This window comes from Shewanella sp. Isolate13 (assembly GCF_022398325.1).
Classification (GTDB): Bacteria; Pseudomonadota; Gammaproteobacteria; order Enterobacterales; family Shewanellaceae; genus Shewanella.
In genome coordinates, this window is record NZ_JAKEVD010000032.1 from 42,958 (window position 1) to 54,455 (window position 11,498).

The window sequence follows — 11,498 nt, forward strand, 5'->3', positions numbered from 1 at the left end:
TTTGTTTATTGCTCCGTTGCTTTATCGCACTGACTGAGTAGCGCGGTTATTTCACTAAATTGTTCACATACGGCATCTGGGCCGCTTAGCCCAATATCTTCACCGTAGTTATAGCCGTAGGTCAAGCCCACAGAGGCTACCTTAGCCGCTTTTGCCGCTAATATATCGTTCTTTGAGTCACCCACCATCAGCAACTGCTCAGTTTCTAACTGCCACTCATGCAAAATATGCTGTAACGGTAACGGATCAGGCTTCATCTTAGACAACGAATCCCCACCAAGCACTAGACTAAAGTAACCGTCAATATTGAATGCTTTCAATAATGGGACGGTAAATTCATAAGGCTTGTTAGTTACGATTGCCATGAGGTAGCCCGCTTGCTTAAGCTGCGACAATACCGTTTTAACGCCGGCGTAAAGAACGCTGTGTTGCTCTAGGTTCAGCTTATAGAAATGCATAAAGCGTGGCATGCAAGCTTGTAACTGCTCTTCGCTCACTTGGGCGTTGAGCGCAAAAGAGAGTGCTCTTCGCATCAGCATCTGCGCACCATTACCAACCCAGCTACGCACCTGCTCATCGCTACATTGTGGCAACTCTAGCTCTGCTAGAGTTGCTCGTGTGGCTGCAGCAAGATCGGGCACGCTGTCGATAAGCGTGCCATCTAAGTCAAATGCTACCGCTTTAATTTGACTAAACTTGTTCATTGACTATGCCTCGACGCTTGCAAGCTCTGCACGCATCTCATCGATCACCGCTTTATAATCAGGGCAGTTGAAAATCGCAGAACCCGCAACAAACATATCAGCACCGGCAGCGGCAATCTCCGCAATGTTGTCGACCTTAACGCCGCCATCGACTTGCAGACGAATGTCATAACCACTGTCATCGATAAGCTTACGCACCTGACGTAACTTATCTAATGTAGAAGGGATAAATGATTGGCCACCAAAACCTGGATTGACCGACATCAACAAAATAACGTCTAGCTTATCCATAACGTGGTCAAGATAATGCAGCGGCGTTGCAGGATTAAGCACTAGTCCCGCTTTACAACCCGACTCTTTAATCAACTGTAGAGTGCGATCCACATGCTCGGAGGCTTCAGGGTGGAAAGTAATAATCGATGCGCCGGCTTTGGCAAAATCAGGAATGATACGATCGACAGGCTTAACCATTAAATGTACATCGATATCGGCGGTCACACCATAGTTACGCAGTGCCTGACAGACCATAGGGCCAATCGTTAGATTCGGTACATAATGATTATCCATCACATCAAAATGAACCACATCAGCCCCTGCGTTTAATACCGCATCGACATCTTCACCTAAACGAGCAAAATCAGCAGATAAAATAGAAGGAGCAATCAAAAATGGACGCATATCGAACTCACCTGAATGTTTAAGAAGTACGCTATTCTACCTGTTGCAGCCATAGCCCTCTACACCCTTGAGCGCATTTCAGGTAATTAGCTGGGGTAAAATATTTCATTCGGTTAGCAAAATAGGATTTAAATGTAAAAAATGTTTAAAATATAGTCGGCTTTGCTATACTAGTTCGACTAGGCGAAAAAGGAGGCGCGATGAAAGGATTTACCCAGAACAGAGCAGTGATAAAATCTACTGCTATTCTTGCGCTTGCTACTTCTGCAATTATAACGCTCGCCTTGTCATCTGCGCCTATTGAAACAGCGTCAAATGCGGCTTGCGCTTGTGACAGTGCCAATAGTCAATATAACCCGAGTCTCCCCGCAAGCCACCCAAGCAACCGCTGCGCAAATCAGTCTCACGATTTAAGCTGGAAAAGCTGGTTAACCGGTAAGAGCCACACTAATCAGCTACATTTTATCGATCTGTTTGAGCTGCTATACGGCCACGAAAGTGCGCCTATCAGTAAAAATACCCCGCTAAACGGCAAGTAATAGGTTAGATGCTGCGCCGCTGCTGGCAAATATTATTGAGCACTTTAGCCGCATTTTTTGGTGTGCAAACAGAACAAAATCGTATTAGAGACTTTCAAACCTCATCAGCCCTTGCCTTTATCATTATGGGCATAATACTGGCGATGGTGTTCGTGGTTATGCTTCTGCTTATTGTTAATCAAGTACTAGCTTGATTAACGAGAATAAACACAAGCTAAGTTAGTCATTTTCGCTGTGATAGGAATCATCGTACAAGGCCATCAACTCGTCGACCTTCTTGCGGCCGCTTCCCTTCTGACTAATGTTACGTTGTACCTGTATCGTACCAAAACGCGCACCATGATATAGCTCTCGCGTTAAAGGAATATCATGGTTACTAATCAACACAGGAATACCCCGCTCAATCGCGGTATGGCGTGCGTGTCTGGCTAGTAGAGCCTGATCGTCTAGCGAGAAGCCACTGCCCACATATGTGGTAAAGCTAGCCGTTGTCGATAATGGCGCGTAAGGCGGATCGCAATACACCACATCTCCAGATTGAGTCATATCTATCGCTTGCTCATAACCGATACAATGAAACTCGGCATTTTGCGCCTTAAGCGAGAATGCTCGGATCTCTTTCTCTGGGAAATAAGGTTTTTTATATGAACCAAATGGCACGTTGAAGCCACCTTTACGGTTATAACGGCACAGGCCGTTAAAACCATGGCGATTCATATAAAGAAAATAGACTGAGCGCGTAAAGGGATCTTTGGTCGCATTAAAAGCCGCACGGATCTTATAGTAAGCTTTCTTATCGTTCATTTCAGGAACGAAAAGCGCCTTTGCAGCTTCGATATATCTATCGGGCTCTTTTTGCACTATCTTGTACAGGTTAATCAAATCATGATTAATATCGCATAGCAGATAGCGGCTGTAATTAGTATTGAGGAACACCGAGCCTGCGCCCACAAAGGGTTCAACCAGACGTTCGCCTTCAGGCAGATACTCAGCTAAGGCTTCAATCAGTTTAAATTTTCCGCCAGCCCACTTTAGAAAGGCCCTTTGTTTTTTAATCATTTAAATTGATTGAACACTGTGAAAAAAAGAGAGCTGATGATTGTACTCTGTTTATTATTGAATTTCACGACTTGGTAGTACATCTTGTAGCTCATATTCATTAAGATTTTGCCAGGCGCGGATCCAAGGGTCTGAAATTCCGGTTTTTGTCGTTAACAACGCCGCTTGTTGTTGAGCATCTTGAGCGCTGTTAAATTCACCAAATAGCACGACCCAACGCTGCTTATAGCGCGCAACTCTCACCTCAGGTATATCCTTCAGTGACGCTAACATTTTATAAAGCGAATCTACCTGCTTAACACTCGCAAGTTGCAGTGTGTAACCTTGGGTTGGCCTGCTCAACGAACTCGCTGGTACAGCCTTTGTCTTTGTAATTACAGCTTGTTTACTGTAGCTACGGGATTGTGACTCTTGAGGCGTTTGCTCCTCAGTTTCAGCGGTAAAAGTCGCAATGGGTTTAACCTTATATGTCGCAACAGCCTCAATATCATTAACCTCTTCATCTTCTACCCGCTCCGATTCTTGCAGCTTAGTGCCTTGCATTGATTGTGAATCAGTGCCCCTCGAGTAACCTGCTAATAACTGCTCGCCATACTCAACAAGAAAGCGGCTATCTGAATCGGAACTTGCTTTAGCATCGATAGCAAACTTAACTTCACTCGAAACGGAGGTTTTCTTATCGACTTCGCCATCTAGCAGTAACCAACTAAGTAGTAAGACAGTGATAATAAGAAATGAGGCAGACACTATAGTTCTGAGTCGAGACTTTGACGGCTCTTGCTTCTCATCACCATTGAGAGCAAGCTCAAGCAGACTAACCACCTCTTTCGGTGTTCCACGCTGTAGCTCCAAACGATTTTTTACTATGTCTCTAGGAGTAAAAGGCTGCTGCTCACTGCGGCTTAACAGTGTGTAATATAAACCTTCTCGTTCCACTTGCTCTAGGGGCTCAATATGAATTGGGAGCACTTGCTCTAACAAGGAAGCGGGAAGCTGCGCGGCCACATCATCAAAAAACGCCATGGGTGAGGTCATGACAATCTTGACTGACTTATTCCCCAAATTCATCTGACTGAGTACGATGCACTCTGCCCAGATCTCAAGAGGTAAAAGATGGGCGTCATCGAGCACTATGCAGCTAGCCGCGGGTAGGGAGTCAACCTCGCTAAGTAGGCTCTCTGGTAGCGGGATCTCGTCGTCAAAAACAGGATCGCTTAGTAACTGAACCAACACCTTGCGCCGGATCTCGGCACTATCACAATGTTTTGGACAGATAACAAAAGCCGAACTATGCCGATCTAGCTCATTGAGTAAAGCCGTAACGAGCGTTGTTTTGCCTGCGCCATCTTCTCCTGTTAGCACCATTAGCTGTTCGCCATACAGGCTGATATGTAACAAGCGATGCAACAGAGATTCTTGACTAGGTAATAGGGTTGAATCTGAAAATGACATCTAAAAGTGACTCCCATCAGATAGAAGCTCTAGTCCCTTAATTTTAAGGCGCAGAAATTCTCGGCTATGCAACACATTGATAGCCTGAAAAGGAGAAGTAAGGTTTTGATTCTCTAAAATGAGTTTAGCGTTCACCAATCACCTGCAACATAACTATGCGCAGTTGATAACCTCTTCCAGTAGCTCATCGGATACATCGCTGTAGATCCCAGCCAGGCCAATGCCTTTGGGTAACACCAATCGTAACTGCCCTTTGAGCACCTTCTTGTCTCGGCGCATATGCTTAATGAATTGTTCAAAATTCATTGTTTCAGGAGCTATTGTAGGTAGGTCGAATGCCGCTAACAGTGCTGTAATACGACAAACAATTGACTCATCCACTAGCCCAAGCTTATTTGAGGTTATTGCAGCAAGGACTGTGCCAGCGGAAACTGCTTCACCGTGTAGCCAAACTCCATAGCCCATTTCGGCTTCGATAGCGTGACCAAAAGTATGACCTAGATTTAGCAGCGCACGTACAGCTTGCTCGGTTTCATCTTCTTCGACCACTTCCGCCTTGATTTCACAGCAGCGACTGATTGCATACTCGAGTGCATCTTTATCCAATGCCTTCAATGCTTCAACATTGTCCTCAAGCCATTGGAAAAAGTCTGCATCCCAAATAATGCCGTACTTAATCACCTCAGCCATCCCCGCTGCAAATTCACGCTTAGGCAATGTACTCAAGCAGTTAGTATCAATTAACACGCACTTAGGTTGATAGAAGGCACCTATCATGTTTTTACCTAGCGGGTGATTAACTGCAGTTTTGCCACCAACAGATGAATCGACCTGAGATAAAAGCGTTGTAGGGATCTGAATAAAATCGATGCCGCGCTGATAACTGGCCGCAGCAAAGCCTGTCATATCACCAATAACACCACCGCCAAGAGCGATCAAAACCGTATCTCGACCAAGATTTTGCTCTAACAATGAGGTGAAAATCGCATTCATCTGCTCGAGGGTCTTATACTGCTCACCATCTGGCAGAATGACAGGTTTGACGCATGCGAAATCCGACAGCATAGCTTCTACCTGTTCTAGATAGAGAGGCGCTATCGTTTCGTTGGTGACAATAAGGATATTTTTAGCTTGAAGATAGCGAGCCAAGGGCTCGCTACTTCTAAACAAATTCTGGCCAATTTCGATGGGATAACTACGTTCTCCGAGTTCAACCAGAACTTGCTTAGTCATATTTAAAAACCTAACTGTTCAATAATTTGGTTTGCAACAACTTTGGCGCTTTGCTCATCAGTCTTAACGATGACATCTGCAATCTCCTCGTAAAGAGGGTTACGCACCTCGGCTAGACTCTCTAGCACTTCTCTTGGGTCATCGACCTGTAGCAATGGACGACGCTTATCTCTTTGCGTACGTGCAACTTGCTTATCGATAGTCGTTTCAAGGTAAACAACGATGCCGCGTGCAGAAAGATTGTTACGGATCTCTTTGCTCTGAATCGAACCGCCGCCAGTTGCTAATACAATACCTTGCTTTTCGGTTAAGTCTGCAACAACCTGCGTTTCGCGGTTGCGGAAGCCCTCTTCACCCTCAACATCAAAAACCCATGCGATATCAGCACCTGTGCGGTTTTCAATTTCTTGATCTGAATCGTGGAACTCTAAGTGCAGCATCTGCGCCAGATGACGGCCTATAGTGCTTTTACCAGCCCCCATAGGGCCTACTAGGAAAATATTACGTTTTTCGGCCATTGATTTATACGTCTGAATCTTATTGAAGTTTGCCTACGCCAACCCAAATAACGAGAGTTGACCTTTAATGTTACCTTGCTCTATTGAGACTTGACCGCTGATTATCTCAGCTAAATGCCATCTATGGCAAGCGAGTAATGCATTTCTATCAAAAATGTATCGACCAAAATGACAAAGCCAGCGCCAATTACGCTGGCTTTAAAAATATCTTTTCGCTTACAGCGCTTCAGAGACGATCTTTGGCGTTACGAAAATTAACAACTCCTGGCGCTCATTCTTATCGGAGGTGTTTCTGAACATAAATCCAAGATAAGGAATGTCACCTAAGATCGGAACCTTACTGACGCGGCTAATAAGCTGCTGCTGGTAGATCCCGCCCAGCACAATCGTTTCACCATGGTCCACCAGCACTTGGGTACCGATGCGCTGGGTATCGATTGATACCGCCTGCCCCGTTGGTGTATCGACAGTTTTACCCTGAGAGTCTTGAGTGATTTCAAGATCCAGAATCACTCGATTATCAGGGGTGATCTGCGGAGTCACACGCAGTGATAATACCGCCTTCTTAAAGGTTACAGTTGTTGCACCACTAGAGCTCGCCTCAACATAGGGGATTTCAACACCCTGCTCAATGAATGCCGCTTTCTGATTAGAGGTAGTAATACGCGGGCTCGCAATAATCTCCCCCTTATTTTCCTGTTCCAATGCGCTTAACTCAAGATCGAGCACGGTACCATCGGCAAGTTTAGCCACATGAAACGCAATACTCGTCGGGTTTGCCACTGCTGCAGGCAAGTTAACGTTTAAACGATCATCCAAACCCGGAATAATACCATTGGCAATATCCCCCGCCCCTTCTAGGCTACCCGAGGTCCCTTTATTGCCCTGTTGATCGGTTATTCCCCAACGCACACCAAGATCTTCTGAGACATCATCTTTTACGGTTACCATGCGGGCCTCAATCAAGACTTGCTTAATTGGGATGTCCAGCACTTCAATTAACCGATGAACATTCTCTAGCGTCTCCTCAGTATCTTTAACTAAAAGAGTGTTGGTACGCTCGTCGACGGCGACACTGCCACGACTGGTTAGCAAACTTGAGCCTTCCCCTTTTAGCAGAACCGCAATATCCTTCGCCTTGGCGTAGTTAATTTGCAGGTATTCAGAATAAAGCGGTGCAAGCTGTTCCACTTCCTGCTTATTCTTAAGCTCTTGGCTCTCACGAATGGCGATCTCTTCGCTTGGCGCAATCATCAAGATATTACCTTCGATACGCTTATCTAAGCCCTTAGCCTGAAGAATAAGGTCAAGCGCTTGATCCCAAGGCACATCATCGAGCCTTAGCGTAATATCGCCTTCAACGGTATCACTGGTGACCAAGTTGAAGTTATTGTAATCGGCGATGATCTGCAGCACCGTTCTCACTGAAATATTCTGGAAGTTTAGTGATAGCGAGCGACCATCATATTTCTTCTCTTCCTTAACGATATTCATGCGCTCTGCTTTCTTCATCGTTAATTTAAATAAGTCACCATCTTGCTGATAGTTATATTCATAGTTACCGTCGATATCGATAAGGAAGCGGGCCGTTAAATCCTCTTTAAAAGTTTCAAAACTCTTTACTGGTGTGGCGAAGTCGTAAACATCCATCACATATAAAAAGTTGCTATTAATCTCTGTGTTATATAACTTAAGCTCGAGCTTAGCGCCGACCTGCTCAACGTTAGCAGCAACAGAGCTATTATTTAACTTAACCAGTAACTGGCCACCGCCGTCTTGGGTACGGCGAAAATCAATATTTTCAATACTGTTAACGAAGGCGTTATCGATGCCTGTGTTTTGATCCGCAATTTCATCATTAATCGTTAAACGGTAAGTATTACCAACAACCTTGCCCTGATAAGGTTTAACCTCATCAAGGCCGACAAAAACTTGTAAATTACTCCCATTAGGGACAGTGCTTACAGTTTCAATACCAACGGTTTTAATTGGCAGTGTCTGCTTCTCTAATGCAGAAATAGTGTCATTAAAGCCTAGAATAATCTGTGCTGGTGAAGCCTTAAGGTCGATATCAGGTTCTTGGATATCATCCTCAAATACCAACTGTAGCTCGAGCTGGTGATCGACTACCGCATGGTACTTAACATCGACTAATCGGTTCGCAGCTAGTGAATGCGGAGTCATACCAAGGATTAATGCAAAACCAATAACTGTCTTACAGAAAGACATTACCTTGTAGCTGGCCTTTGGCGTAATTGAAGATCTCATTGTTCCCTCAGTCATCTCTTATTATTCTCCAGTCAATTCCATACTGCTATTACGTTCCGTCCAGCAGCCAGATCCATCTGGGATTAATTCTATTATCTCGACAGTTTGCGGCGTTACTTTGGCGATCTTGCCATGGTAGAGACCTAAATATTGGCCTACTCCTAAACGATAAACACTGCCATCGGTTGTCTCTAATAAAGCCCAAATCTCTTCTCGCTCGCTTAGGGTTCCACGCATCTTCAAATTATCTAATGCATAGGTTTCTAATCGTCCTTTACGACGTTTAAGATCGGGTTGTAAACAGTCCTTAGTGGTATCGATAACCTCTTCAGTTAATTCTCTTGAAGGTGGCACATAAGGACTTCTCATTAAATCTGCTTGATAAGCAAAATGCTCAAACTTGGGTGTTTCTTTTAACGGAGGGATATGCGCAACGTGCTGTGCTTTCGTTGTGGTAACAAATAACTCAAGATCACTCTTATCACCAATGCAGCCAGTTAATAAGACGCTGCTAATTAAAAGTGGTAGCAGTTTCATCATTTCGCTGCCCCCTTTTTGTCTTTCGCGGGTAATTCCGCTCCCTCTTTAAAACGGTAGGTCTTGGCGAGAATATCCATTCCCAGCTCGCCAGTGTCATTCCGCTTAATAACAAAATCGTGCAAACTTACGATTCGTGGCAATTTCGCGACACCACCAACCAGATGGCCTAATTCGTGATAATCACCACTCACAACTATTTTGATAGGGAACTCAATATAAAAATCACGTGTGATTTCCGACTCCCAATCTAGGCTATTAATGTTCAGCCCCGAGTCTGTCGCGACAAAGGTTATATCATCGAGCAAACCTGGCATCTCATTTTTTGAAGGTAGCATCTTTAACAACTCTGCAAATTGCACCTCCATAATCGCAAGCTGTTCACGATACAATTTTAGATTCGCTGCCAGTTGATACTTGGCCTTGAAGTCATCCTTTAACTGTTGCTCTTTTTGCTGCTCGGCGTTAAGTACATCTATCGCATCAGAGATAAATAGAAAGTAGCCGCCTACAAATACACAGACTGCCAATAACACTGCAAAAACGACTTTCACTAACTGCGGCCAAGCGCCGATGTTTTCAAAATCGATATCGTTAAATTGGCTTAGATCGAGGTTCATATGTTTGCCCCCTCAGTCTTTGCTATTTCATCGCCGTCGACGATCGTCACTCGTAAAGTAAAGCGCTGTAGTTGCCTTAACTCTTCATTTTGTGCCTTTATCGACTGCATATTAGGGTCTTGCAACCAAGATGAAGCCGCCACCTTTCTCATCATATTGGCGACATTATTGTTAGACTCACTGCGACCCTCAATCCACAAGATACTGCCTTTCTTTTCTATGCTCGACAGGTAGATCCCGGGTGGCACAACACGAACGAGCTCATCTAGAACATGGGTTGGCAAGTTTCTAGATTGCTGTAAGCCCAAGATAATTTCGGTTCGTCTCTCGATATCTTTCTTACGCTCACGGATCTTAGTAATCTCGGCGATTTGCGAGTCGAGCAACTGAATTTCAGCCTGCAGGTAAGCGTTACGACTTTTCTGTTCGTCCACAAACATATCGATCGTCATCAGTGACAGGTAAACCACTAAGCCAGAAACCAAAAACACCAGCGCCAGTATGCCAGTATAATCTCGCTTCTGCTTTTCTCTGGCCTCTTCTCGCCAAGGTAATAAGTTTATGTTCGCCATTCTGAATAGCTCCTTAGCGCCAGTCCGCAGGCCAACATATATTTACTAATTTGGGGTTGTAGATGGGCCTTTATTGCGTCATCGGCATGCAAGCAGCCTTGGAAGGGATCGGCAATGATCGTATGCACACCTAACTCATTAGTCATGAGGCTAGCCATGCCCTCAAGCTTGGATGTGCCTCCGCACAACACGATATGATCGACTTTATCTCGCCCGCTAGAAGTGCAATATATTTGCAGTGTTCTTTTGATTTGCTGTAGCAACTGAGTTTGGAATGGCGATAAGACTTCAAAAACATAGTTACGTGGCAGATCACCGTCTAGCTTAGCTTTTTCAGCTTGCTCATAGGTCATGCCATAAAAAGATAGAATTGACTGGGTAAACTGCTCTCCACCAAAAGCTTGTTCGCGAACAAATGTGGTTTCGCCATTTTCTACAACCGAAAATGTTGTAATGTTGGCGCCAATATCCACCAGCGCGACCACTTTATCGCTGACATCTTCGGGTAATTGAGCCGCTATCATGTCAAAGGAGCGCCCCAAGGCATAACCCTCTACATCGACCACTTTAGCCTCTAGATTTACCGCTTCGAGAGAATCGCTTAAGCTATCAATATTTTCTGTTCGACATGCACTCAACAGCACATCCACTTTTGTTGGGTCGGTGCGATTTGTACTTAGAGTTTCAAAATCGATATTCACTTCATCGAGGGAGTAAGGGATAAGGTTATCGGCTTCAACCTCAATCTGCGCCTCCATCTCCTCTTCACTTAAGGCCGAATCCATATAAATAACTTTGGTCATTACAGCTGAACCGGAAACAGCAACGGCGGCATATTTGGTCGACTTAGGTAATACTCGCTTTATTTGCTTTAATGCATCAACAACAGCTTCACTATCGCGAATTTCATGATCATTAATGGCTCCCTTTTTCAAAGGAACCGCTGCATGGCTTAATATTTTATATCCATCAGCTGTCTTGCTCAGCAGTATTGCTTTTACCTCATGGGAGCCAACATCTATCCCAACCATCTGCGGAGCCTGACGCTTCCAAAAATTAGAAAGCATAGTCCAAAGTCACTTTTATAGTTATTGTATCCAAAGTAGATTAGCACAAAATCAACTCGTTATAACTATTTGTACAAAATGTTTCCGCATTTTACAATCGCCATTTTTTTGACTTCAAAGCCACACTAGTTCGCAACTATGACGCGATCCAACTTTAAATTGGGTTACATTTACAAAACAACTACTATATCTGCCACTATGTTCTCGGTATAAGCTATAAAACAGTATTAATAGCTCATAAAATGTGAGTT

The 11,498-nt window shown here is 44.4% G+C and carries 13 protein-coding genes; 2 read left to right on the forward strand and 11 right to left on the reverse strand.

The features are described from left to right. Window positions 1-5: 5 nt before the first annotated feature. Window positions 6-704 carry a phosphoglycolate phosphatase gene (locus L1D44_RS17280; RefSeq protein WP_239892567.1) on the reverse strand — a complete coding sequence of 233 codons (699 nt, stop codon included), beginning with the start codon at window positions 702-704 and terminating at the stop codon, window positions 6-8. A gap of 3 nt (window positions 705-707) precedes the next feature. Then, complete coding sequence (rpe, locus tag L1D44_RS17285) at window positions 708-1,382, reverse strand: ribulose-phosphate 3-epimerase (RefSeq protein WP_220769152.1); 675 nt, start codon at window positions 1,380-1,382, stop codon at window positions 708-710. A 200-nt stretch (window positions 1,383-1,582) separates the two neighbouring features. Between rpe and L1D44_RS17290 the strand changes: the two genes are divergently transcribed. Continuing rightward, window positions 1,583-1,921 carry a hypothetical protein gene (locus tag L1D44_RS17290; protein ID WP_239892568.1) on the forward strand — a complete coding sequence of 113 codons (339 nt, stop codon included), beginning with the start codon at window positions 1,583-1,585 and terminating at the stop codon, window positions 1,919-1,921. A gap of 8 nt (window positions 1,922-1,929) precedes the next feature. Beyond that, window positions 1,930-2,115, forward strand: coding sequence for a DUF2970 domain-containing protein (locus L1D44_RS17295; RefSeq protein ID WP_239892569.1), 186 nt, complete (start codon window positions 1,930-1,932; stop codon window positions 2,113-2,115). 25 nt (window positions 2,116-2,140) lie between these two features. Here L1D44_RS17295 and L1D44_RS17300 read toward each other — a convergent pair whose 3' ends face one another. The 9 genes from L1D44_RS17300 to L1D44_RS17340 form a co-directional block, all read right to left on the reverse strand. Continuing rightward, on the reverse strand, window positions 2,141-2,980 hold the full coding sequence (locus L1D44_RS17300; RefSeq protein ID WP_239892570.1) for a Dam family site-specific DNA-(adenine-N6)-methyltransferase: 840 nt from the start codon (window positions 2,978-2,980) through the stop codon (window positions 2,141-2,143). Between the two features lie 54 nt (window positions 2,981-3,034). Then, complete coding sequence (locus tag L1D44_RS17305) at window positions 3,035-4,432, reverse strand: AAA family ATPase (protein ID WP_239892571.1); 1,398 nt, start codon at window positions 4,430-4,432, stop codon at window positions 3,035-3,037. A 153-nt stretch (window positions 4,433-4,585) separates the two neighbouring features. Further along, window positions 4,586-5,665, reverse strand: coding sequence for a 3-dehydroquinate synthase (gene aroB, locus L1D44_RS17310; RefSeq protein ID WP_239892572.1), 1,080 nt, complete (start codon window positions 5,663-5,665; stop codon window positions 4,586-4,588). A gap of 2 nt (window positions 5,666-5,667) precedes the next feature. Next, window positions 5,668-6,183 (reverse strand): shikimate kinase AroK, encoded by a 516-nt coding sequence (gene aroK / locus L1D44_RS17315; RefSeq protein ID WP_202723319.1) that lies wholly within the window; start codon window positions 6,181-6,183, stop codon window positions 5,668-5,670. 216 nt (window positions 6,184-6,399) lie between these two features. Next, a complete protein-coding gene (locus tag L1D44_RS17320) occupies window positions 6,400-8,451 on the reverse strand; it encodes a type IV pilus secretin PilQ family protein (RefSeq protein ID WP_239892573.1) in 2,052 nt (683 codons plus the stop codon). 21 nt (window positions 8,452-8,472) lie between these two features. Then, the gene (locus L1D44_RS17325) at window positions 8,473-8,988 is read right to left on the reverse strand and encodes a pilus assembly protein PilP (protein ID WP_239892578.1); all 516 of its coding nucleotides are present in this window, start codon (window positions 8,986-8,988) and stop codon (window positions 8,473-8,475) included. Continuing rightward, the gene (locus L1D44_RS17330) at window positions 8,988-9,608 is read right to left on the reverse strand and encodes a type 4a pilus biogenesis protein PilO (protein WP_239892574.1); all 621 of its coding nucleotides are present in this window, start codon (window positions 9,606-9,608) and stop codon (window positions 8,988-8,990) included. Before L1D44_RS17330 ends, L1D44_RS17325 begins: the two co-directional genes overlap by 1 nt. Then, complete coding sequence (locus tag L1D44_RS17335) at window positions 9,605-10,180, reverse strand: PilN domain-containing protein (RefSeq protein ID WP_239892575.1); 576 nt, start codon at window positions 10,178-10,180, stop codon at window positions 9,605-9,607. Before L1D44_RS17335 ends, L1D44_RS17330 begins: the two co-directional genes overlap by 4 nt. Continuing rightward, on the reverse strand, window positions 10,168-11,247 hold the full coding sequence (locus L1D44_RS17340) for a pilus assembly protein PilM (RefSeq protein ID WP_239892576.1): 1,080 nt from the start codon (window positions 11,245-11,247) through the stop codon (window positions 10,168-10,170). Before L1D44_RS17340 ends, L1D44_RS17335 begins: the two co-directional genes overlap by 13 nt. Window positions 11,248-11,498 lie beyond the last annotated feature (251 nt).

Excerpts from the sequence above, each read along its gene's own strand:
- L1D44_RS17300 (WP_239892570.1), bottom strand. The coding sequence starts at position 2,980 with ATGATTAAAAAACAAAGGGCCTTTCTAAAGTGGGCTGGCGGAAAATTT.
- L1D44_RS17325 (WP_239892578.1), bottom strand. The coding sequence starts at position 8,988 with ATGAAACTGCTACCACTTTTAATTAGCAGCGTCTTATTAACTGGCTGC.
- L1D44_RS17320 (WP_239892573.1), bottom strand. The coding sequence starts at position 8,451 with ATGAGATCTTCAATTACGCCAAAGGCCAGCTACAAGGTAATGTCTTTC.
- aroK (WP_202723319.1), bottom strand. The coding sequence starts at position 6,183 with ATGGCCGAAAAACGTAATATTTTCCTAGTAGGCCCTATGGGGGCTGGT.
- L1D44_RS17330 (WP_239892574.1), bottom strand. The coding sequence starts at position 9,608 with ATGAACCTCGATCTAAGCCAATTTAACGATATCGATTTTGAAAACATC.
- L1D44_RS17340 (WP_239892576.1), bottom strand. The coding sequence starts at position 11,247 with ATGCTTTCTAATTTTTGGAAGCGTCAGGCTCCGCAGATGGTTGGGATA.
- L1D44_RS17295 (WP_239892569.1), top strand. The coding sequence starts at position 1,930 with ATGCTGCGCCGCTGCTGGCAAATATTATTGAGCACTTTAGCCGCATTT.
- aroB (WP_239892572.1), bottom strand. The coding sequence starts at position 5,665 with ATGACTAAGCAAGTTCTGGTTGAACTCGGAGAACGTAGTTATCCCATC.
- L1D44_RS17335 (WP_239892575.1), bottom strand. The coding sequence starts at position 10,180 with ATGGCGAACATAAACTTATTACCTTGGCGAGAAGAGGCCAGAGAAAAG.
- L1D44_RS17290 (WP_239892568.1), top strand. The coding sequence starts at position 1,583 with ATGAAAGGATTTACCCAGAACAGAGCAGTGATAAAATCTACTGCTATT.
- L1D44_RS17305 (WP_239892571.1), bottom strand. The coding sequence starts at position 4,432 with ATGTCATTTTCAGATTCAACCCTATTACCTAGTCAAGAATCTCTGTTG.
- rpe (WP_220769152.1), bottom strand. The coding sequence starts at position 1,382 with ATGCGTCCATTTTTGATTGCTCCTTCTATTTTATCTGCTGATTTTGCT.
- L1D44_RS17280 (WP_239892567.1), bottom strand. The coding sequence starts at position 704 with ATGAACAAGTTTAGTCAAATTAAAGCGGTAGCATTTGACTTAGATGGC.